This window comes from Velocimicrobium porci, from assembly GCF_009696045.1.
Lineage (GTDB): Bacteria > Bacillota > Clostridia > Lachnospirales > Lachnospiraceae > Velocimicrobium > Velocimicrobium porci.
This window is the reverse complement of the sequence record NZ_VUMT01000030.1, coordinates 1-22,211: the sequence shown is the minus strand read 5'-3', so window position 1 is coordinate 22,211 and position 22,211 is coordinate 1. Positions and strand designations below refer to the sequence as shown.

Annotated in this window: 25 protein-coding genes and 7 tRNA genes; 5 read left to right on the top strand and 27 right to left on the bottom strand. The window is 34.4% G+C overall.

Features of this window, described 5'->3' with window-relative positions; all coding sequences use genetic code 11:
* Positions 1 to 256 precede the first annotated feature (256 nt).
* From FYJ58_RS13335 to FYJ58_RS13315, 6 genes are all read right to left on the bottom strand, one after another.
* Positions 257 to 793, bottom strand: coding sequence for an N-acetylmuramoyl-L-alanine amidase (locus FYJ58_RS13335; RefSeq protein WP_154520202.1), 537 nt, complete (start codon positions 791 to 793; stop codon positions 257 to 259).
* Positions 794 to 975: 182 nt separating this feature from the next.
* Positions 976 to 1,059 (bottom strand): putative holin-like toxin, encoded by an 84-nt coding sequence (locus FYJ58_RS15405; protein ID WP_408647382.1) that lies wholly within the window; start codon positions 1,057 to 1,059, stop codon positions 976 to 978.
* A 344-nt stretch (positions 1,060 to 1,403) separates the two neighbouring features.
* On the bottom strand, positions 1,404 to 2,477 hold the full coding sequence (locus FYJ58_RS15200) for an XdhC family protein (RefSeq protein ID WP_154520201.1): 1,074 nt from the start codon (positions 2,475 to 2,477) through the stop codon (positions 1,404 to 1,406).
* A gap of 153 nt (positions 2,478 to 2,630) precedes the next feature.
* The gene (locus FYJ58_RS13325) at positions 2,631 to 3,413 is read right to left on the bottom strand and encodes a hypothetical protein (RefSeq protein WP_154520200.1); all 783 of its coding nucleotides are present in this window, start codon (positions 3,411 to 3,413) and stop codon (positions 2,631 to 2,633) included.
* A 136-nt stretch (positions 3,414 to 3,549) separates the two neighbouring features.
* Positions 3,550 to 4,074, bottom strand: coding sequence for a spore maturation protein (locus FYJ58_RS13320; RefSeq protein WP_154520199.1), 525 nt, complete (start codon positions 4,072 to 4,074; stop codon positions 3,550 to 3,552).
* 1 nt (position 4,075) lies between these two features.
* Complete coding sequence (locus tag FYJ58_RS13315; RefSeq protein WP_154520198.1) at positions 4,076 to 4,672, bottom strand: nucleoside recognition protein; 597 nt, start codon at positions 4,670 to 4,672, stop codon at positions 4,076 to 4,078.
* 1,007 nt (positions 4,673 to 5,679) lie between these two features.
* On the opposite strand from FYJ58_RS13315, the gene FYJ58_RS13310 reads away from it, so the two are divergent.
* Positions 5,680 to 5,937 (top strand): AbrB/MazE/SpoVT family DNA-binding domain-containing protein, encoded by a 258-nt coding sequence (locus tag FYJ58_RS13310; RefSeq protein ID WP_154520197.1) that lies wholly within the window; start codon positions 5,680 to 5,682, stop codon positions 5,935 to 5,937.
* Positions 5,938 to 6,133: 196 nt separating this feature from the next.
* On the opposite strand, the gene rsmI is transcribed toward FYJ58_RS13310, so the two are convergent.
* From rsmI to FYJ58_RS13265, 9 genes are all read right to left on the bottom strand, one after another.
* Positions 6,134 to 6,970: a 16S rRNA (cytidine(1402)-2'-O)-methyltransferase gene (rsmI, locus tag FYJ58_RS13305; RefSeq protein ID WP_154520196.1), complete on the bottom strand. Its 837-nt coding sequence runs from the start codon at positions 6,968 to 6,970 to the stop codon at positions 6,134 to 6,136.
* Between the two features lie 14 nt (positions 6,971 to 6,984).
* Positions 6,985 to 7,731: a tRNA1(Val) (adenine(37)-N6)-methyltransferase gene (locus FYJ58_RS13300; protein WP_331464207.1), complete on the bottom strand. Its 747-nt coding sequence runs from the start codon at positions 7,729 to 7,731 to the stop codon at positions 6,985 to 6,987.
* Positions 7,721 to 8,638 (bottom strand): PSP1 domain-containing protein, encoded by a 918-nt coding sequence (locus tag FYJ58_RS13295; protein WP_154520195.1) that lies wholly within the window; start codon positions 8,636 to 8,638, stop codon positions 7,721 to 7,723. Before FYJ58_RS13295 ends, FYJ58_RS13300 begins: the two co-directional genes overlap by 11 nt.
* Entirely contained in the window at positions 8,631 to 9,626 is a 996-nt protein-coding gene (holB, locus tag FYJ58_RS13290) for a DNA polymerase III subunit delta' (RefSeq protein WP_154520194.1), read from the bottom strand. The genes FYJ58_RS13295 and holB overlap by 8 nt, the downstream gene beginning before the upstream one ends.
* Positions 9,627 to 9,684: 58 nt before the next feature.
* Entirely contained in the window at positions 9,685 to 10,125 is a 441-nt protein-coding gene (locus FYJ58_RS13285; protein WP_154520193.1) for a YaaR family protein, read from the bottom strand.
* Between the two features lie 78 nt (positions 10,126 to 10,203).
* Positions 10,204 to 10,797, bottom strand: a complete 594-nt coding sequence (locus FYJ58_RS13280) for a nucleoside/nucleotide kinase family protein (RefSeq protein WP_154520192.1) — start codon at positions 10,795 to 10,797, stop codon at positions 10,204 to 10,206.
* Between the two features lie 3 nt (positions 10,798 to 10,800).
* The gene (locus FYJ58_RS13275) at positions 10,801 to 12,207 is read right to left on the bottom strand and encodes an aminotransferase class I/II-fold pyridoxal phosphate-dependent enzyme (RefSeq protein WP_154520191.1); all 1,407 of its coding nucleotides are present in this window, start codon (positions 12,205 to 12,207) and stop codon (positions 10,801 to 10,803) included.
* Complete coding sequence (locus FYJ58_RS13270) at positions 12,191 to 12,691, bottom strand: threonine/serine exporter family protein (RefSeq protein WP_154520190.1); 501 nt, start codon at positions 12,689 to 12,691, stop codon at positions 12,191 to 12,193. Before FYJ58_RS13270 ends, FYJ58_RS13275 begins: the two co-directional genes overlap by 17 nt.
* Before the next feature lie 10 nt (positions 12,692 to 12,701).
* On the bottom strand, positions 12,702 to 13,445 hold the full coding sequence (locus FYJ58_RS13265) for a threonine/serine exporter family protein (RefSeq protein WP_205839264.1): 744 nt from the start codon (positions 13,443 to 13,445) through the stop codon (positions 12,702 to 12,704).
* A 130-nt stretch (positions 13,446 to 13,575) separates the two neighbouring features.
* Here FYJ58_RS13265 and FYJ58_RS13260 point away from each other — a divergent pair, with 130 nt between their 5' ends.
* On the top strand, positions 13,576 to 14,094 hold the full coding sequence (locus tag FYJ58_RS13260) for a YcxB family protein (protein WP_154520188.1): 519 nt from the start codon (positions 13,576 to 13,578) through the stop codon (positions 14,092 to 14,094).
* Between the two features lie 85 nt (positions 14,095 to 14,179).
* Here FYJ58_RS13260 and FYJ58_RS13255 read toward each other — a convergent pair whose 3' ends face one another.
* Positions 14,180 to 14,452 carry an HPr family phosphocarrier protein gene (locus FYJ58_RS13255; protein WP_205839263.1) on the bottom strand — a complete coding sequence of 91 codons (273 nt, stop codon included), beginning with the start codon at positions 14,450 to 14,452 and terminating at the stop codon, positions 14,180 to 14,182.
* Between the two features lie 199 nt (positions 14,453 to 14,651).
* On the opposite strand from FYJ58_RS13255, the gene FYJ58_RS13250 reads away from it, so the two are divergent.
* The 3 genes from FYJ58_RS13250 to FYJ58_RS13240 are packed head-to-tail and all read left to right on the top strand — an operon-like array spanning position 14,652 to position 17,406.
* Positions 14,652 to 15,560 (top strand): deoxyribonuclease IV, encoded by a 909-nt coding sequence (locus FYJ58_RS13250; protein WP_154520186.1) that lies wholly within the window; start codon positions 14,652 to 14,654, stop codon positions 15,558 to 15,560.
* Positions 15,561 to 15,562: 2 nt separating this feature from the next.
* Positions 15,563 to 16,546, top strand: coding sequence for a helix-turn-helix domain-containing protein (locus FYJ58_RS13245; RefSeq protein WP_154520185.1), 984 nt, complete (start codon positions 15,563 to 15,565; stop codon positions 16,544 to 16,546).
* Positions 16,489 to 17,406, top strand: a complete 918-nt coding sequence (locus tag FYJ58_RS13240) for a helix-turn-helix domain-containing protein (protein ID WP_154520184.1) — start codon at positions 16,489 to 16,491, stop codon at positions 17,404 to 17,406. Before FYJ58_RS13245 ends, FYJ58_RS13240 begins: the two co-directional genes overlap by 58 nt.
* A gap of 565 nt (positions 17,407 to 17,971) precedes the next feature.
* On the opposite strand, the gene FYJ58_RS13235 is transcribed toward FYJ58_RS13240, so the two are convergent.
* From FYJ58_RS13235 to FYJ58_RS13185, 11 genes are all read right to left on the bottom strand, one after another.
* Positions 17,972 to 19,417, bottom strand: a complete 1,446-nt coding sequence (locus tag FYJ58_RS13235) for a spore germination protein (protein WP_154520183.1) — start codon at positions 19,415 to 19,417, stop codon at positions 17,972 to 17,974.
* A 107-nt stretch (positions 19,418 to 19,524) separates the two neighbouring features.
* The gene (locus tag FYJ58_RS13230) at positions 19,525 to 20,271 is read right to left on the bottom strand and encodes an NAD-dependent protein deacylase (protein WP_154520182.1); all 747 of its coding nucleotides are present in this window, start codon (positions 20,269 to 20,271) and stop codon (positions 19,525 to 19,527) included.
* 49 nt (positions 20,272 to 20,320) lie between these two features.
* Positions 20,321 to 20,554, bottom strand: a complete 234-nt coding sequence (locus tag FYJ58_RS13225) for a hypothetical protein (RefSeq protein WP_154520181.1) — start codon at positions 20,552 to 20,554, stop codon at positions 20,321 to 20,323.
* On the bottom strand, positions 20,551 to 21,150 hold the full coding sequence (locus tag FYJ58_RS13220; RefSeq protein WP_154520180.1) for a TetR/AcrR family transcriptional regulator: 600 nt from the start codon (positions 21,148 to 21,150) through the stop codon (positions 20,551 to 20,553). Before FYJ58_RS13220 ends, FYJ58_RS13225 begins: the two co-directional genes overlap by 4 nt.
* Before the next feature lie 154 nt (positions 21,151 to 21,304).
* Positions 21,305 to 21,377: transfer RNA gene (locus FYJ58_RS13215), tRNA-Lys, on the bottom strand.
* A 44-nt stretch (positions 21,378 to 21,421) separates the two neighbouring features.
* A tRNA-Phe gene (locus FYJ58_RS13210) sits at positions 21,422 to 21,494 on the bottom strand.
* A 56-nt stretch (positions 21,495 to 21,550) separates the two neighbouring features.
* Positions 21,551 to 21,624 (bottom strand) — tRNA-Met (locus FYJ58_RS13205).
* Between the two features lie 32 nt (positions 21,625 to 21,656).
* A tRNA-Tyr gene (locus FYJ58_RS13200) sits at positions 21,657 to 21,738 on the bottom strand.
* Between the two features lie 30 nt (positions 21,739 to 21,768).
* Positions 21,769 to 21,841: transfer RNA gene (locus FYJ58_RS13195), tRNA-Thr, on the bottom strand.
* A gap of 62 nt (positions 21,842 to 21,903) precedes the next feature.
* Positions 21,904 to 21,976: transfer RNA gene (locus FYJ58_RS13190), tRNA-Val, on the bottom strand.
* Positions 21,977 to 22,004: 28 nt separating this feature from the next.
* Positions 22,005 to 22,078, bottom strand: a tRNA-Asp gene (locus FYJ58_RS13185).
* Positions 22,079 to 22,211 lie beyond the last annotated feature (133 nt).

Here is a 22,211-nt window from a genome sequence, read left to right as displayed (position 1 = left end):
AATATGAATCTGACTTCGGTTCTCTATGCAAGTGCAAAATTACAACTTCTAAAAAAATAGCAAAAGCATTGAGATGTAGAGTTGAAGATATTGCTCCATACGAAGAAATAATAAAATGGGAACAAGAACAAAAAACAAGCCCCAAAGAATAACTCTAAGGGGCTTGCTCAAGCGTATAATAGGGTGGGAGTAGAAAGTGTATGAATCACTTCCTGTTTTTATCTTACTACATTTTTTTACCTTTTACAAGAAAAACTTAACCTGTGATTCCCTTTACAATCGCCTTTGCCATTTGTTTATACTGATATAATTTCACATCGTCTTTATCATCCACAAAGCAGCACTCAATTAAAAGTGATGGTGCTTTTGTATTCTTCAGTACATATAAACTTGCACTTGTCTTAACTCCACGGTTCTTAAATCCTAACTTTGCTATCTGCTTTACAATTTGCTCTGCATATGGTTTTGATTTGCTCGAATTGGAATAAATATATACTTCAGTTCCTGTTGTCCTTCCATTTCCTTTTTTGTCATTTACTCCACAATTAAAATGAATCGACACGTCTAAATCTACCTTATGAGCGTTGCATTTTGCTACAATTTTTCGGAGTACATCACCTTGACTTTTACCATTCTCAACCGTACAGTCATATACGGTATGTCCTTTCTGTTTTAATAATCTTATTACTTCCTTTTTTACTTTTCTTGCCTCGGTAGATTCCTTTATAAATCCCACCGCTCCACAAGCTATTTTTCCATCTGGATTGTGTCCAGCGTGTACATTAATCTTCATATGCTCATATTCCTTTCCATCAAAAAAGACACTCCGAAGAGTGCCAAACCTACTTGTAAAATTTATGTTCCTGTGTTATAGTTAAATTAGAAAAGGGAGACCGCCCACAAAGTGGTTGACCTCTAAATAGTGTTATAATAACTACCCCAGTCGGTCAAAACAAAGGGTAGTTATTTTTTATTTTATTTCCTATCTAAATAGGAGATAAGTGCTATAATAAGCAACCCAAAGGTCAACATAATCATCAACGCTTCATATGTACTCATTTGCACCACCTCCTCTCTTTTTGTATGAGAAGAGGTCAACTACCCTGTACACGGTTATTCCCTGTATTCTATTGTAGCATGGTTATTTCTTCCATGCAATTATTTCTTAATAAAAGTTGGATGTACATAGTAATTTGCATTTTCTTCTACTCCAGCTAATTTTTTATATAGTTCCTGAATACAATTACTAACTTGATTCCAAAACCAGTTAAAAAAACTTGCGGGCGGTTTATACCCAGCAACAAAACCTTTCTTTTTTAATTCTTCTGTTGGTTCTGCTCCAACATTATCCCACTTAGGGGGGTATTTTGAAATTCTATTTATTCTTCCACCTCTTTTACAAGTTATTTTTTTCGTTTCAGAGCTCTTGTTCGAATGAGCTCTCCTACGACACTAATTGCAATCTCTTCTGGAGTTTCCGCCATAATGTCTGTTCCAATCGGACTTTGAAACCGTTCTATGTCTTTCTTCGTAAACCCATCGTTTAAAAGCTTTTGTTCAAGATATGCCAGCTTCTTTTTGCTTCCCATTACTCCAATATAAAATGCAGGTGTTTTTAACATCTGTTTTTGAATTATATAATCACATTCATGTCCTCTGCTCATAATTGCTACATAATCATTTTCTGTTATTTCCACTTTCTCAGAAATATGTTCAAAGTCCCCGACAATTGTTTGCTCTGCTAATGGGAAAAGCTTCTTATTGGAAAATTCTTCTCGATCGTCAAATACTATACAAGAAAAACCAACGCGACTGGCAACCGGAACAATCTCTTGTGCCACATGACCTCCTCCAAAAATATAAAGTTTTCCTTCTTGCACAAATGGCTCACTGTAATATTGCCAACCATCCAAATCAAAACACATAAGTTGTTCTGTAAAATTTTTTTCTTCGATTTTACTTAAACTTTCCCAACCAAATATAGAACCTTGTTTCGTATACAGCCCAATTTCCCATTCACCATCTTCAACAACCTTTGTAACAAGCCAACATTCTCTTTTTAAAACAGAATCTGTTTTTTTCTGAATAATTGCTCCGCCAGAAGGACACCCATTTACCTCTTCCTTTTTTATCCATTTGCATAATTGCACGAAACCCTTATTTTTAAAACTTATAAATTGAAAAGCCAACGTCATATTTCCACCACAGACCATTCCCAATTCACTTTTTTTCTCTCTGTTTAGTGAAAATTCCTTTATAAACGAAGTTTCATCTAGTACCGATTGCTTCGCTAACTCAATTGCTTTATACTCAACAGCACCTCCTCCTATTGTTCCGGTTAAAATGCCGTCCTTATCTACAAGCATTTTAGCTCCCGCACTTCTGGGAGTTGACCCCAACGTATCAATTACAGTAACAAGGACAACATTTTTTTCCTCTTCTATACATTCGATTATTTTATTCCATAACTTATTCACAAAATCCCTTCTTTCCTTTTTCTACCTCTATTTTATATTACTTTTTCCCGTCGGTAAAGCATATATCCTCATTTTGCAAAAAGAAAGACTGTCCCAAAATGTTAAATATCATCATTTTGCAACAGCCATTCTTCTCGCTTCCCTAATACTTAATTATGTCCTCTTATTTACTTTAAGTCCTTTGATATCTTCGTCTAACAATTTATTTTGCAATTTTTTAATTTCTCCAGATAATTCATTTTGCAATTTTTCAAGTTCTGTAAAGCTTTCAGTTTTGTCCATTTCCGTTTTAGTTTCCATTTTAGAATCATTCTTCGCAGATTCTTTTTCTTCTTTCTTCTTTGACTGTTCTTCTGCTTTTTTCTTATTGTTTTCTAAAGTTTCATCAATATGATCAATTGCCTCTTGCTGTAACATTCCAATAATTTCCTTACTTGCTGCTTCCATAATCTCATCTGCAGCTTTAGTTGCAGCGACCATTGGTGACGATTTCAATCGTTCTAATTTTACATTGACAATCGAAGCTCTTATTCCGTTTATTTCATCACCTGCGCTGTCATATCGTTCCTGCCATACCTCTTTCATTTCACCAAGATTCAGCATTGATAAATCTTTTAGTTCATCCAACTTCCCCATTTCATTCAAAGCTTCCTGACGACTTACAACCAATTCATCAATCTGCTTCTGACTCTCTTCTTGCCATGTATCAAGTTCATGCTCACTGGCAAACGTATCCATAATGGTTTTTAAAGCCTCTCTTTTTGCTTTAATTTTCTTTTCAGCGATTTTATCACTCTGCATTAAATTCATATTTCCTGCATAAATAGAATTCGCCTTTTTATTCTTCTTTTCTTGCTTTTCTCCTGTCCGATTAATCTTATCTTCTTGCACTGTAAGATTAATAGACATAGAACCTTCTCCTTTACTAACTTTCATAACCTATCCTCCTGATATAAAATCAAAAACAACAAGTTTTTCTTATCTTTTATATCGGAAAATTTCATAAAAAAATAACAAAAAGGCATTACCTAAATTTGTAAATTTCAACTAGTAAAAAAGTCCGATTACTGCTTTAAAACATTTTCATCAGTACCATACTTGCAATGATTCCCGCAAAGGTAGCAAATAAAGCTCCCGCAAGGGTATATCTGGTCTTTTTCACACCGGCTGTCATAAAATAAACAGCCATTGTATAAAATATAGTTTCTGAGCAACTCATCAAAATAGAGCCAAGCTGTCCTAAGTACGAGTCCGGACCAAATTGTTTATATACATCTAGCAATAAACTCGTTGCAGCCGAAGATGAAAACATTTTCACAACTACCAATGGTACAAGCTGAGCTGGAAAAGATATCAATGAAGTCACCGGTGCAATAACCCGTGCAAACATTTCAAGTGCACCAGATCCTCTAAGAATCCCAATCGCAACCATTAAACCAATTAATGTAGGCATAATCCCAAGGACAACTTTGAATCCATCCTCCGCACCTTTTATAAATTCATCATAAATATTAATTTTCATCAGAAATCCCATACCAATTACATAAAAAAAGATAAGCGGAATCACAAAATCTGACAAATATAATAACATATTCATATTATTCTTCTTCCTCCCTATCCTTTGCACATTTTCTGGCTATAACAGCAAATGTAACACCTGCAATTGTGGAAATAAACGTAGCAATAATTGCCGGTACAACAATTTTAGCCGGGTTCACCGAACCATATTGGCTGCGATAAGCAATTACACTGACTGGAACAACTTGAAGTGAAGAAATATTAATGATAAGAAATGTACACATATCCGTGCTGGCTATTTTACTTCCATTGTTCAATTTTTTTAATTCTTCCATCGCCTTTAATCCCATTGGCGTTGCAGCCCAGCCAAGACCTAATATATTTGCAATCATATTAGCTGCTATGTATTCTCTAGCTTTATGTTTTTTAGGAATTGTAGGAAACAAAAATGAAATAACCGGCTCCAGCCCCTTCGTCAATGCCTCAATAATACCTGCTGCCTTTGCAACCTGCATAAGCCCTGTCCAAAGTGACATAACTCCAAGCATTGTAATGCAAAGAGTAACTGCTTCCTTAGAAGAATTAATAGAAGCTGTACTCACTTCTCCTATTCTTCCCGTTGCCATTCCAACAACGACACCGGCTAATATCATAGCCCCCCATAAATAATTAATCATATCCCGCTTCTCCTTTCCTAACTAATATATTGAGCAGTATCCCTCCTTATTCCCATAACCTACAATTTATTTTCTAAAAAAAATTTACATAAAACTGATTTTTTTCCTCTAAATTTGCAAATAAATTTCTCTATTTAGCAAAGTTTTTTCCCATTCTTAATTTAGTGCTATAACGCTATATTTAGGCTTCTAAATTTTGTAAAATTTCTTCTTTTTTCTCTTTTTCAAAATTCCCCATTTTTTACACAATGTTGATTTTATCGTCTTTTTCGCACTTTTTTGACCAAAACATTTTACCCCAACATTCACCTTTTTTTGCGTTTTGTAGATTTTTACCAAAAAGCAGATTAAAAAAATGCTATATATGAATAAATTTATGAATTGTCCATTTGGATTTGATGTAGTATATTATACCCATAGATACGGAACAGGTTAACAAACCAGTTGATGTATCTACTGATATAATTATACAGACGGTTTTATAACCGGTATAATTAGCTAATTGCTAATTACTTTATATAACTCCTATAAGTTATATAATATAATTATACTCCCCCTCTCATTTTTTGAATATGGCAGGTAAGACCCTCCCCTCTTCTTATCTGCCGAACTTTTTCTCCTCCTTTTATACATTTTATATAAGGAAGAAAGACAGATAACAATAGCACCCTCCCCTCAAGTTATTGTTATCTGTCTATTTTTTTACTAATTTTTGCCATACTTAAATTAATGCTACTATCTGTCAGATTATATTTAGTATTTTATGTCAAATTCTGTCTATTCATTCCTAGGGCAAATTTTCCTTTTCTCTTTTCCCTTGATTTTGCTGGATTTTATTATCTCAAAACTTTTCAATTTAACTTCCTTTTATTCCCTCTTTTCATGAATTGTCGATTTTTGTCATTTTTTACATTAAAAAAATGCTATATAAAGATAAATTATTGAATTGTTCTATAAATAACTATGTGTTATCTTATATATATAGATACAGTAAAGGAGACAAATACATGAAAAGCACAGGAATCGTAAGAAGGCTTGACGAACTTGGTCGTATCACCCTTCCAATTGAATTAAGGAGAACTCTTGGAGTAGGTGAAAGAGATTCATTAGAAATCTTCGTTGATGGCGACAAAATCGTTTTAACAAAGTATGAACCTGCTGATATTTTTACTGGTGAAAAAAATGAGTTATATGATTTTTGCGGTAAGAAAGTATCAAAAGATTCAATAATCCAAATGGCAAAAATTGCCGGAGTGATTGAGTAATAGCTAATTAGTTTATATAGCTTCTATAAGTTATATAATATAATTATACTCCCCCTCTCATTTTTGATACAGCAGATAAGACACTCCCCTCTCCTTATCTGCTGAATTTTTCTCCTCCTTTTATACATTTAATACAGAGTGTATAAAAGATTTTAGCAGGCAGAATAACAAAATTGTTATTCTGCCTGCTTTTTGATTACAATAATCTTTGATATACCTCTCTCTTTGATATTCCCAAATCCCCTGCAACCGCCTTCATCGCATCTTTTTTACTCATGCCCTTCTGAAGATAAAGCTTCATATGTTCTTCCAAACTAATCGTTTCCCACTGTGCTTTTTGCTCTTTTTCCAGCTCTTTTTCGGATTTTCCATCAATTACAAGAACACATTCCCCTTTTGGTTCCTTATCTCCATAATATTCAATAATTTCTTCTATCGTACTTTGAAATACCGTTTCATGCGACTTCGTCAATTCACGTAACAAAGTCATCTTCCTGTTTCCCAGGACTTCCAGCAATTCTTTTAGCGTGCGAAGCAGACGATGTGGAGCTTCGTAAATAATAATTGTCCTAGTTTCGTTCCTTAACTGGGATAAAATTCTCTGTTTCTCTTTTTTATCCTGTGACAAGAATGCCTCAAATGCAAAGCGTCTTGTAGATAGACCGGATAAAGTCAATGCTGTAATACACGCCGCTGGTCCGGGAAGCGAAGTCACTTCAATTCCTGCTTCATATGCCTGCCGAACCAATTCCTCACCAGGATCTGAAATTCCCGGTGTCCCTGCATCTGTAATCAAGGCAATGGAAATTCCATTCTGTAACTGCTCTACTAAATATTTAGCCTTGTCATATTTGTTAAATTCATGGTAACTTGTCATTGGCGTCTTTATATCAAAATGATTTAACAGCTTGATACTATGTCTGGTATCTTCTGCTGCAATCAAATCTACTTCCTTTAATGTGCGAAGAACACGAAAAGTAATATCTTCCAAATTACCAATTGGTGTTGCACATAAATACAATTTTCCTGCCATAGTTTTCTCCATTTCTAATAACCATATATCTTATATATTTCATCTGTGTAAACATTCGGCTCTTTATGAACAATCAAAATCGGTTCAACTTTTATTCTTGACCTTCCGCCCTTTAATCCTTCGATTAAAACCATATTCGGTTCTTTGTTCACATAAGGTGCAACGAACTGCATACGCTTCGGTTCTAAATGATACTTTGTCATCCATGTTATAATCTCTACTAAGCGAAACGGACGGTGAACCATATAAAATCTTCCGTTTTCTCTTAATACGAAAGAAGCCTCCCGAATTACATCTTCCAAAGAACATAATATTTCATGTCTTGCAATTGCTTTTGGCAGATTTGGATTTTTTATTCCATGTTGATCATTCATATAAGGAGGATTTGTTGTAACTACATCAAAAGAAGCCTTGCCAAACAACGCAGAGGCTTCTTTTATATCTCCATGTACAATCTGCACCTTTTCCTCCAGATTATTGTATTGGACACTTCGAGTCGCCATATCAGCGCTTTCCTCCTGAATCTCCAATCCTACATATTTTTTTCCTTTTGTCTTTGCTTCTAATAAAATAGGAATAATACCAGTGCCTGTACCTAAATCAAGTACTGACTCTCCTGGTTTTACATTTGCAAATCCCGATAGCAACACAGCATCCATTCCAAAGCAAAATTTACTCGGATGCTGTATAATCTTATATCCATTTCTCTGTAAATCATCCAACCGCTCTTCCGGTTTTAAAAGTTCTTCTCTATTCATCATCCAGTTTAGACTTTCCTTCTGTTTTTTCCAAACGTTCTAACTCACGAATTGCTTTAAGTTCTTCCTGTGTCATTTTATTGTGTTCTTTTCTTTTGGACTTAAATTTAAGATCCTCTGCTTTATACTCTCTTACTTCTTTTTCATCATTTTCTAATGTTACAATTACCTTGACTAATTGTTTTAATACACTGACACTCTGAACTTCACCTTTTAAGTTATCAACCGTCTGAACAAAATCTCCGACCATCGGAAGATTACTATTTAACTCTTCGTATGCTTCTTCTTCATTTTTAAGACAGCACATTAATCTTCCACATACTCCCGAAATCTTTGTCGGATTTAAAGAAAGGTTTTGTTCCTTGGCCATCTTTATTGAAACCGGTGCAAATTCAGAAAGATACGTATGACAGCAAAGAGGTCTTCCGCAGATACCAATACCACCAAGTATTTTCGTTTCATCTCTGACACCAATTTGTCTTAACTCAATTCTTGTCTTAAATACGGAAGCCAAATCTTTTACCAACTCACGAAAATCAATCCTTCCGTCTGCAGTAAAATAAAACAAAACTTTATTGTTATCAAACGTGTATTCTACATCAATAAGCTTCATTTCCAATCCATGTTTTGCAATTTTCTCCAAACAGATTTGAAATGCTTCTTTCTCTTTTTCTTTATTTTTTTGCTCAATTGCATCATCTTCGACTGTCGCAACACGGATAACAGGCTTTAATGGTTGAATTATTTTATCTTCTTCGACATCTTTCGAACCAATAACTACATTCCCATACTCAATCCCTCTTGCGGTTTCTACAATTACATTGTCACCTGTCTTAATTCCCAACCCGGCTGGGTCAAAAAAATAGATTTTTCCCGCTCTGCGAAAACGGACGCCTATTACATTAATCATTTCTGCACTCCTTTATTGTCAATAACATAAGCTCAATTGCAATTTCAAAATTGACATTTGCCTTCAGACGCTGTTTCGCCTTATTTATTGCCTTAATTATCATCTCAATTCCTTCATAACTTCGGACTTTTGCCTGTTCTACAATAAATCTATATTCCTCTTTAAACAGCAATGTGTTCGGATCCTTTGTCACCTTAAACATTAAAATATCACGATACCAAAGCTGCATCAAATCAAGGCAGTCATTTATCTCCAGCTTATGCTCAGATAATTTCTTGATGGCTTCTACAACCTCATAGAACTCCATCTCATCAATATATTTTAAAAGATGAAGGGTATCTTCCCTCATCTCTAAAAAGTCGCTCGCTGTGCTATAACGAATTGCTTTTCCAACATTGCCTTGTGAAAAAGCAGCGCTCAGCTTTGCAACATAATCCGGAACTGAACAACGTTCCATCAAATACTTTTCAATCATACTCTGCTTAACCGGTTTTAGATTTAAAATAATACATCTTGATAAAATCGTTTGCAGCATATAATCCACATTTTCCGTTAGCAATAAGATTACTGCATATTCCGGTGGTTCTTCTATTGTTTTTAATAACGCATTTTGTGCCTGTTCTGTCATTTTCTCTGCATCGGGAATAATATAGATTTTATAAGGACCACTATAAGGTTTAATCTCAATATCATTATTAATCTGTGTCCGAATATCATCTACACCGATACTGTACTTTTCATGAGTAATCCATCGTATATCAGGATGATTTTTCGACTCTGTCTGAATACAGGATTTACATAATCCACATGGATTGACTCCTTTGTCTTCACATTGCAATGTTTCTGCAAATACAGTGGCAAGCAGCTTCTTACCCATCCCCTGTTCACCATTTAAAATGTAAGCATGAGAAACTTTCTTCTGCTCAATTGCTGTTTGTAAATGTTGTTTAATCTGTTCATGTCCAATAATTGAATTAAAGTATAACAACGTTTACACCTCTTTCCTACAAAATAATTTTTCTCTATTGCCCCGGGACATTAAAATATTAAGTCAAAATGTCAAGTAATAACCCCCGGATTTCATCAATCTTACTTAATATGGCAAGATTGTCTTTTTCGTCTTTAATCAGCTCCGTCGCCAACTCATCCAACGTCTGGTCTACTAATTTTACAATACCGTATACTCGATGGCGACCACGTTTATCAAGAAAATTTTCTCTGCTAAACTTATGGGAACGATTTACAATTTCATTCATAAAGTCTTTAATTAACGCACGATAGTGTTTCATGTCTCTAACATCCATATGCTTTGCTATCTTTTTTCCCTGCTGTGTTATATCTTCCATCATTAATTTCAGCCGTTCCTGAAGTCCGGCCTCCTCAATATTACTTATTAAAGTAAACTTAAAGCTACCATCTGTCTGTTGCACAGATGGTTTATTTTCTACCTGATTTACCTGTTGCATTTGGTCTATTTTAATATTCATGAAACCACCTCTTCGCATCATTCACTCCCAGACAGCCTGCTATATCTTCGCTATCCAGACTTATCGACTTTAAAATTATTATAACATACTTCTTTCCCTCTGTATATCGTCAATAATTTCTTTCAGACAAATATCCATCTGAATATTTTGATATCTTTTTTCTATCATCGCTGCTTTCAGATTTTCCTCTGAAAAGTCCTTACAATCCGCAAGAAACCTTCTGCATAACTCTTCATAATTTGGTTGTTTCTGTTCCCTTTCCCGTTGCAGGGCTCGCTCTAAACGAAGTCCGTCCTCGACTTCAATATAAATAGGAAATACATGCTCTTCCCCATAATAGGAACGCATTTTTTGATATCTTTCAACCGTAGTAATCATTAAATAATCACCGGTTGCCAAATTAATCTGACCATCGTCAGCTGTAAAATAATACCATGGTCCATCTATCGTATAATAGCAACTGGATTCTATTACCTTACCACTTTGCTCTAACAAGTCCAGCTGTTCCTTTGTACGGAAAAAATATTCTCTTCCTTCCTGCTCTCCCTCTCTGATTGGTCTTGTTGTATAAGTAACAACTGTTTTTAGACCAAGATTACATTCCAATATTCTTTTATAAATTGTATCTTTTCCCGAGGCACTTTTCCCCATGACGATAAAAAGCTTTGACATGTTTTAATCTTCTTCCTTTACTACTTCAATTTGTTGTGTTTTAGAATCCCGCAAGCCCTTGATTTGTAATCCATTTTTCTTATAATCAAAAATCCGCTCAATCGTTTTTTTCTCAATCTTCTCTCCCGGTACTAAAATCGGTATTCCGGGTGGATATAAATAAGCATACTCTTTCGAAATTCTTCCTGCAGAATCAGAAAACAATATTATTTCTCCCTGGCGTTCTCCTGCCTCATAAGGTGTTAATATTACTTCTGGCTGTTCCAATTTTGGAAAAAAATTCTGATTTGTTTGTTTTAGCAGTGTACTATCAATCTCTTCCAGCGCAAGCCACAAACGCTCAAATCCTTCCTCTGTGTCTGCAATGCTTGTCATTGCAATTACATAATGATCCGATACCATTTCCATTTGTAACTTATAGTTTTCTAACAGTATATCATAAAGCATAGGTCCTGTCATATCAGTATTTTTTACAGAAATGACCAATTTCCCGTAATCTTTTTCCTTTCTATCTGCTTGAAGTAACTCGATATGCTTTAAATTTCTACATCTATCGTAAAACCAATCCAGCCGTTTGACATAGCAATCAAATAGCTCCGTGCAATTTTGCTCAAGTAAATTCATACATCGGTCAATTCCAGCCATAAAAAGATAAGACGGACTCGTCGTCTGGTAAATACTCACATACTGACTCAGCCGTTCCATATCAATCAAGTCACTATTTACCTGTACAAGAGCAGTCTGAGTGAAACATGGAAGTGTCTTATGCACACTCTGAATTACAATATCAGCACCAAGCTCAATACTACTCTTTGGAAATGCTGGATGAAACCCAAAATGAGCACCATGTGCCTCATCTACCAGCAAAGGTATCCCATACCGGTGGGTCACTTCTGCAATTCCCTCTATATCAGATACAATCCCCTCATAAGTAGGTGATGTAATGACAACTATCCACACATCCGGATTAGTTATCAACAATTCTTCCACATTCTGTGGAGTAATCTGACTATTTACCCCCCAATTCTCTACTAATTGTGGATAAATGTAAATTGGTTTCAATTCATTTAATAAAACCGCATTGTAAACTGATTTATGACAGTTTCTCGCAAGCAATATCTTTCCTTTATGTCTGGAACAGGCACTAATTCCGGCTAATATTCCCCCTGTACTTCCATTTACACAAAAAAAAGTCTTCTTTGCTCCATATAGCTTTGCTGTATGCTCCATTGACTCTTTTATAATTCCTTCCGGACAGTGCATATCATCAAATCCGTCAATTTCGGTAATATCAATTGAATAGGGATTTACCATATCCATTAGTTTTGTATTTCTTTTATGTCCCGGCATATGAAATGGATAAACCTCTCCATTCCCGTACTGCACTAACGTTTCATAAAGCTTTGCCATTATCTTTTTCTTCCTTTTTATGTTTCTTTTGATTAATATTTGTAATTGAGAATTTAAAAAGCTGAACTAAAAACGAAGCAATTAAAATTCCCATTGCAATCGCACCTGCAATTGCAAATGTGTAAACCCCTACCTTATAAGAAAGCTGATATTCCCCCATTATTAAATGTTGCATTGTATAAAAAATAGAACCTCCGGGAACAAGTGGTACCATTCCTAACACAATAAAAACCGTAACCGGAGTCTTACGATATACTGCCATTGATTCAGAATAAATAGAAATCACGACCGAGGCTACAAAATACTGTACAATTTCTTCCGGTACTACAATACCACATAACAGATAAGCAACCCAAGCTACAAATCCTCCAAAAGCTGAATAAAATAAATTTTTTCCCCGGATATTAAATACGATTCCAAAGCAAAGTGACCCCAAAAACGCCCATATACATTGAAGTAATCCTCTGAATAATTCTTCCAGCATAGCGTACCTCCTATACAAACTTCATAGCAAACGCAACTCCAATTGCAATCCCCATAGCCACAAACAATGCTTCTACAAGTCTTGATAATCCGGTCATCGTATCACTAGAAATAAAATCTCTCATACTATTTGCCAATGCAAGCCCCGGCACTAATAACATAATTGTTCCTATAATAATTTTATCCGCATGAAAAAGTCCTGTTTTTATTGCTAAAATATTGGAAATAAATGCTGAAAAAAAACCACATAAAATGTTATTAAAAAATAAGTTTGCTCTTAATCTCTTCATAAATCCTGTTAACAGTGCAATAGAAAAACCTATCATTCCGCCAACAAGTCCATCCCAGTAATTTCCCCCAAAAAATAACGTAAAGGAAAGACCAATCATAGCGTGGGCAAAATAAGTCAAAGCCTTTCCATAAATAGGTCCATTTAATATCTCCTGAAGCAATTTTTTAAATGTATCATAATCCGGTAACTCTCTGCATATCTTTCTTGACAAATCGGTCAACTTGTCCACCTTATCAAGATCCGTATCCCTAGTAAGCACCCTTTTGCTTTTTGTCATTGATAGTCTGCCATCCGAAATCGTAACTACAATACTTGAAGGTATCGCAAATGCTTCTATTTCCTGCATTCCATATGCGGTACAGATGTATACGATACTTTGTTCCACCCGATAAATTTCAGCCCCGTTTCGCAACAAATTATAACCAACTAAAATGGCTGTATCCAAAACTTCTTCCAGCTTCACACATTTTCCTCCAAAACCAACATAATCTAGCTCTATTATAATAAAAAAAACACTGATATTCAATGTTTGACAATTTTTGTTCATTGCATTAATATTATTATATTCTTTCCAAAGGAGCTTTGATAATACTATGAATCAACAATATCAAATTAATACCACAATGGAACGAGAAGATTATCGGAATTTTTTATATTTAATCACATTTCGCAAGAATCCCTCTGTACTTTTAGCGATTCTTCTAATGTCATTTATTCTTTCCTTTTTCGTTTCTTTCTTTACGAACGGATTTCAAATTAAAAATTTTCTTATTATTACATTTTTTATGTTTTTAGTAACAATAAGTACATTGTGTCTGCGTTTAGAGTCAAAAGTAAAAAAGAAATATAGTATTTCAAATCAACAAAATCTAAAAAAAGAACAAACAATTACTCTTTTTAGTGACTCAATCGAAGCTACAAACCGCAATAGTGATGGAACAACCATTATTTCTTACAACGATTTTTATGAAATATGGGAAACGAGAAATTATCTTTTCTTTTATTTTAGTAAAGACTTATGTTCATTGATAAGAAAACAAGATATTGATAAGACACAAGCAAATGAAATAATTTATTTTTTAAAGAGCAAATTAGGTAATAAATTTAAATAAGCCGAATAAAATTCTTGTATTTCATATGAAAACACTCTGCTTCTGACGAATAACCATTGTCAGAAAACAGAGTGTTTTTATGTTACTATTCTTCCTCTTTTTCTAATTTATGCAAAATCACATCAACCATCTTCTCCAAATCTTCCTGCTCATGTTCGCCTTCACATTCAACGATTATGTCCGTACCTTTTTTTATCCCAAACGATAATAAATTCAATATACTTCTTGCATTTATTTGATTATGCTCGTAATGAATCGTTACTTTAGATGTACACCCCGATGCCGCATCCGCTATTATCGTAACCGGACGAATATGAAAACCGTTTGAATTGCAGACTGTAATAGTTTGTCTAACCATAAAAACACCTCCTGTCATCCTAATTATAACACATTTTTTATATAAATTGACACAACTCTATTATGACTTTTTATTGGAAAATTTCTTCTTTTTACTATAATTAGCACATCTAATTAATATAAATACTACTTTTAGCCTATCGTGTAACAATCTTTATGTATGTATAATAGAACTATCTTTTAGAAAGCAGGGTAATAACATGTTAAAATTAGGTTCACACGTAGGTATGAGTGGGAAAAATATGTTTCTAGGTTCAGTAAAAGAAACTCTTTCTTATGGTGCTAATACGTTTATGATATATACCGGAGCACCTCAAAACACCCGCCGAAAAGATATAAATGAATTAAACATTGAAGCTGGACAAGCTCTTATGAAAAGTCATCAGATTGATGAATTTGTCGTTCATGCTCCATATATCATTAATTTAGCAAACACAACTAAGCCGGAAACTTTCGAACTTGCCGTTAACTTTCTTAATATAGAGATTGAGCGGACAAAGGCAATCGGAAGTAACACATTAATTTTACATCCTGGTGCTCATGTCGGTGCAGGTACCGATATCGGCATTCAGCAAATTATTAAGGGGCTAAATGAAGTAATCACAAAAGACACGCCAATTCACATTGCATTAGAAACAATGTCCGGCAAAGGAAGCGAAATAGGAAGAAACTTTGAAGAACTGGCTGCTATTTATGATGGCGTAATATACAATGATAAACTTCGTGTTTGTTTCGACACCTGCCATGTTAATGACAGTGGTTATGATTTAGTAAACAATTATGAAGAAGTAATGGAACAATTTGATAGCATTTTAGGGCTTGATCAGATTGCGGTATTCCATGTTAATGACAGCAAAAACCCTTGCGGTGCAAAAAAAGACAGACATGAAAATTTTGGATTTGGCGCCATTGGTTTTTCTACTTTACTAAAAATCATAGAAGATAAACAATTTGAGTCAATTCCAAAAATATTAGAAACACCTTATATCCCAAGTAAATTATATGAAAAGAAATCATATGCTCCTTATAAATACGAAATAGAAATGATTAAAAACAGACAATTTGACCCTGATCTAAAGGAAAAAATCTTACAAAATCAGGAGTTTTAATTATGTATTCATCAAAATTTCAAACAATTGGAGCCGTCATTTATCATTTGAGAACAAAAAAGCAAATCTCACAGGGACTTTTATCCAAAGGCTTATGTTCACCTTCCACATTATGCAGAATTGAGTTGGGTGAACGTGAGCCTGATAAATTATTAGCTGACGCTTTATTACAACGCCTCGGTACTTCTCCTAACCGCTTTGATTTTTTCTTAGATGAAGAGGAATTCTACTTTTTTAATAAAAGAGAAGCAATCAAACTTTTAATCAAAACGCAGCAATATCATCAAGCTCAAAAAGAGCTCTCACTTTACGAGAGTCAAATTAAACCCTTAACTTCATTACAATTACAATTCATAAAAAAACAAAAAGGCTTGATAAGCTGGTTCTTAAGAAAAAATGACGCCATATCTATAAAAAATCTAAAAGAAGCCCTTTATCTGACTCTTCCCTCCTACAACATCTCCAATCTTTCTAAATTATTTCTAACATTAGAAGAAATATCTATTTTATATGAAATATGTACTATTTATAGAAAAATTGGGAAGCATACACATTCACTTTTTATTCTGGCACAGTTAATACCTTATTTAGAAAATGAATATATTGACGAGGAGGAACAGGCAAAGCTGTATAATCCACTTATTTTTTCTGCTGCCTACCAATATTACATGCAGGGCAACTATGCTCACACTCTTTATTTATGCAAAAAAGGCATTGTATTCTCTTCAAAAAATGGAAAACTTCACTACTTACCTGAACTCCTTTGTTTAAGAGCATTATCGCAAGAAAAAATTTATAAATCCTCCCTTCCCCTCTCAATTCAATACGCCTGCCTTCAAGACTATTTTGTTGCAATTTCACTCTACTCTCTTTATGACCAAAAGCCCAAAGCAACCGAAATAAAAAACTATATAAAGGAGATTTATCCATGGGAGTCTATCCAATCGGCGATGTTATTCAAAAATCAAGAATTTCTTCTCATATGACACAAGAAGCACTTAGTGAAGGAATTTGCTCAGTCGAAACACTTTCGCGTATTGAAAACGGAAAGCAGGCACCAAGCAGACTTATTTTAAATGAATTAATGAAACGGCTGGGAAAATCCAGTATTCGGTTTGTACCTGCTTTACCTTCTAATAATTTAAATATACAAAACTTAAAACGTGAACTCAGCAAAGCAATTGCACATGAGCGATATGCCAAGGCCGAACACCTTTTTCGTCAGTTATCCTTTTATATTCAAAAAAGTGATATAAGAGGCTACCAATACTGGCTCCGAACTAAAGCAGTCATTGATTTCCACACCGGAAAGCTTTCCATCCACGACTATATTTCCAAACTATATTATGCTTTGCAATTAACAATTACCAATCCAGGCTTAGAAAATATTCCAAATCTTTCATTAACACGATCCGAAGTAATTATTTTTCTTAATATTGCAAATGCGTATGGTCAATTAAAAGATTATAAAACAGCTATTAAATTACTAAAACAGTTAGATTTCTTTTATGTACAAACTAGAATGGACTGCTACGAAAAAAATTACGGTCGAATACTCGTCTTAACAAATTTATCAATTTGGCTTAGCCGGGCAAATGAACTCGAAAAAACAATTGAAATTTGTAATAAAGGAATCCAACTGTCGATAAAAACAGATTGTGGCAACTTTCTCGACCGTCTTCTTTATAATAAAGCTTTGGCAATTTTTCAATTGAATCAATTGGATTCAAACAAAAAGAAGACCTGCTTACAAATGTTGCAGCAGGCTTACTATATCAGTCTTCAGTTGAATCATGTCACGATGCAGATGTATATCCAGAACTATATTCGTATGAACATATTATAAGAATTCTCGTTATTAAGTTTTGAGAACATATAGAAATAAAACTAGATTTGTAAATAATAGACTCGATTTCCAAATAGTTTCTAAAAGTGAATGAATTCTATCTTTCACTTTTAGAAATTATCTTCAACTGGCGACAAATCAGAATAATTGCTCAAAAAAAACTTTCTTTTGTATAAGAATAACAACACTTTTTCACTCCCTCCTTCTGTTATTAATTATTATATCTGAAATACTTTTGATTGAACATGTCGTATTTGGAAAAATTTCGTTATATTATGTAAAATTTCTTTGATAAATATAAGAATTTCCTTTTTTTCCAACTCATTCAACAACTTCCATATAATTAAGTATGATTTTATTCTATATAATTCCGGAAATATCATATAAAAAGAACCAACTTTAGGTGATTTTCTTTTTGTAGTAATCTCTCCCGTTTCCTCATCAATCCAATGAATCCATTTTCTATTTTTCTTCTGTCATATTACATATCCACATAAAAAACCATCAATTATAATATCTTTAGAACTTCCTTGCAGTTTTAAAAATATTATAATTGATTTAAAATTTAATTCTTATTGTTCCGTTCATTTTTTTGGACACTTTTCGCTCTTGGAAGACTCACTCTACAAAATCTTCTAAGAAGTTGTTTTGCATCAAAAGGTATCAAAGGATAAATATAACTCTGCCCGGATATGGTTCGATTTCGCACAATTGCTGTAGCAATAATAATGATACCTATTACATATCCCCATACATCAAAAATACCACTTAAAAGAATCATAATAATACGCATAAATTTAAGCGCATATCCCAGCTCAAAACTCGATTGTGTATAATTTGCAATTGCCACAAACGCCATATAAAGCATAATTTCAGAGTTAAACCAGCCAGAACTAACTGTAAAATCTCCCAAAACAATACCCGCGACTACACTTAAAGGTGTACTTAGCATACTTGGTGTATTTAAAGACGCCAGTCTAAGACCATCAATTGCAAATTCCAATATGAGCAGTTGAAAAATAATTGGCACATTGATTGGATCTTTTATTATAATAAATTGCAAAGAAGGCGGTATCCATTCCGGATGATTCATTAAAATTAAAAAAGTCGGAGTCAAAATTAGTGCCGCTATATCAATAATAAAACGGCTTAATCGCAAATAGGTTCCAGTAATTGGAGGAAAGTAGTAATCATCTGCATCCTCTATGATATCAAACACAGATGTTGGTAAAATCATTGCGGAAGGCGAATTGTCTACTAAAATAATAATATTTCCTTCTAAGATTGATGCCGCTGCTGTGTCAGGTCGCTCAGAAAACTTAAATTTTGGAAATGGATTATACCATTTATGCTGATACAGACATTCTGCCAGACTTTCATCATTCATCGTTAAAGAATCAATTTTTATTTCCTGAATTCGTTTTTTTATCTCATTTAATATTTTTTTATCGACTCTGTCTGACATATAACTGACTACAATATCCGTCTTGGAACTTTCTCCAACTGCAAATGTTTCCATTGCCAAATGAGGACTTCGAATTCTTCTACGTATTAAAGCGCAGTTAAATACAATTGTTTCCACAAATCCATCTCTGGACCCACGCATAACCTTATCTTTCTCTGGTTCATCTACACTTCTTGCCGGATAGGTTCTAAAATCAATTGCCAATATTTCAGCATATCCATCAATAACAAGACAGGGAACACCAGAAAGCAACATTTTTACAAAGGTCTGCTCATCTTTTAATATATCGACCTCTCCGTATGGAATATATTTTTTTGAAAACTCATATGCTGTATTTGGAAATGCTGTACTTTCAATTTTTTGAAATGACTCAAGCAATTTCTCCATAATTTCATCTCTTGTAAACCCGTCAATAAAATAAAAGCAAATTTTCCGACCTCCAATTTCCATAACACGATAAATCAAATCAAAACTTTTATCTATATCAAGAAGCTTATTTAAATTTTTTACATTCTCATCTAAACTATTTGAAAATTGTTTATTCATAAAAATCTCCTTAATCTATAAAATAGTGCTTGTATTACACAACATTTCTAGTGTGTCCAAATTTTCCTATTTTATGAACAAAGGAGATTTTCTTTCTATTAATATTTTTATTTCATCTTCATCGCATCAATTGCGCACTTCATAACTTTCGCAATATCATCATTTATAACTAAATCAGCCTTACTGTCTGCAACTGTTGAACTTTTATTAATCAATACTAATTTTTTACCATTAAAATAATTGATTAATCCCGCTGCAGGATAGACAATAAGAGAAGTTCCTCCTATTATTAGTGTATCTGCCTGAGAAATAGAACGAATTGCACCAGAAATCACTTTATCATCTAAACTTTCCTCATAAAGCACGACATCTGGTTTAACAACTGCACCACATTTTTCACAAACCGGTACACCTTCTGCACCTAATATATAATTTGCATCGTAAAACGCATGACATTTCATACAATAATTCCGAAGTACCGATCCATGAAGCTCATAAACTTGTTTTGAACCGGCTGCTTGGTGCAAACCATCAATATTTTGGGTTACAACAGCACTTAATTTTCCCATTTGCTCAAGTTCAGCTAATGCAATATGACAAGCATTTGGCTTCGCTTCCGGATAGATAAGGTTTTTCTTATAAAAATCAAAAAATTCTTCCGGATACTGTATAAAAAAAGAATGGGATACCGCCTGTTCTGGTGTAAAATTACGGTTTAATTTCTTACTATACAAACCATTCGAACTACGAAAGTCAGGAATCTCAGAGGCCGTTGATACTCCAGCACCTCCAAAAAATACAATACTTTTGCTATCTTTTAAAATATCAACTAACTCTGTTACTTTTTTATCCATAAAATCATCTCCACGTTTTTCTTTCATTATAACACATTAGATATATAATTTATGAAAAGCGCCCTACAATTCCGCTGATTTCGTTCGCATTTTCCCGATTTTTACTTACAATACTGTTCATGGATTCTGCTGTTTCTTCCGTCTGTCTCGCTTTATCCAAGATATCCTGACTTCGAATATTCTGGGCATCCGGAACATTTGATACCTCACGAATCTGCGCCTGTATATTTTGTACTGTACCACCAAATATTTCTGACGCTTCTGCAATATCTGATATAATCATTTGCAATATACAATAAAAAAGTGATTGATATGCTTTTCCACTATCTTCATTGCGTCCGCTTTACATTCCGGTTCTCTTTGAATGTGGTAAAACTGAACATAAATAGGAGAAAAGAATTCATATGCCATAATATCTATGTCCTTGTCAATCAGGATTCCATTTTCGACAAGATTTTGAATCAGGTTTTTATGATAACTTAACGCATCAATGTATTCGCATTTATTTTGCAGAGACGCTAATTGAGGATTACGAAATTGCTCAATTGTCAAAAAATTTCTTGCCATACTAAAAAAAGGGTCATTGAGCAGAAACTCAAACTGTTGCTTGACTGATTTAAAAACATCATTCGCAGTCCACTGAATAGATTCTTCACAATCTTTTTCAATCAATTCGGAATAGACCTCATATCGTTTTTCAATTTCGTCTATCAACGTATCTAATAGTTCCTGCTTTGATTTAAAATGGCTGTAAAAAGAGGCTTTACGAATACCGACTGCATTCGCAATTTGTTCTATGCTAGTTGCATCATATCCGTTTATTGCAAATAATTTGAGTGCCTCATCTAATATTCTGCGTTTTGAAAGTGACATTTTCATATTTTAAATCCCTCTCAAATCTTTCTTTAATTATAATAAACTACCATTCGGTAGTCAATCTTGAAATTAAGTTTTCACTATTTAATTGTCCTTCTCCTTTAAAGCAAAAAAATTGGAAGTGTTAAGTATTCAACACTTCCAATTTTTGAATTAATGAGACATCGGGGATTCGAACCCCGGACAACTTGATTAAAAGTCAAGTGCTCTACCGACTGAGCTAATATCCCATCTTTATTTAGTTGAACTAAATAGCATCTTCTTTTCAGAAGAATGCCCAGAACCGGAATCGAACCAGTGACACGAGGATTTTCAGTCCTCTGCTCTACCGACTGAGCTATCTGGGCAAACTCTATTCAAAAACCATTTAATAGAGTAAGTCTATTTATATAGACGAAAGAAATTGCGGGGGCAGGATTTGAACCTACGACCTTCGGGTTATGAGCCCGACGAGCTTCCAGACTGCTCCACCCCGCGTTATTCGATTTTCTTAGGCTCTCTTCGCCTAATGGATGGAGAAGGATTCGAACCTTCGAAAGCGTCGCTAACAGATTTACAGTCTGCCCCCTTTGGCCACTCGGGAATCCATCCATAGTTCTATCTCCTTTGGATAAAACAAAAAGCCGACGATCGGACTCGAACCGATAACCTGCTGATTACAAATCAGCTGCTCTGCCAATTGAGCCACGTCGGCAAAGAATTTTCCTCTTCAGAACTCTCTTCCTTGCTTGTCTTCCTCTTCTTTTGTATCTTAAATGGGACCAACAGGGCTCGAACCTGTGACCCCCTGCTTGTAAGGCAGGTGCTCTCCCAGCTGAGCTATGATCCCATGGGTTTTCTTCTCTTTTCTTCCTTAACGACCCAGATGGGACTCGAACCCACGACCTCCGCCGTGACAGGGCGGCGCTCTAACCAACTGAGCCACTAGGCCTCATATATACCTTCAAAACTACACACTGAATTCCATCCTTCTTTTACCCGGTCTTGCAACCTCTTTCCTTGGTCAAGCCCTCGACCGATTAGTAACAGTCAGCTCCACATGTTACCATGCTTCCACCTCTGCC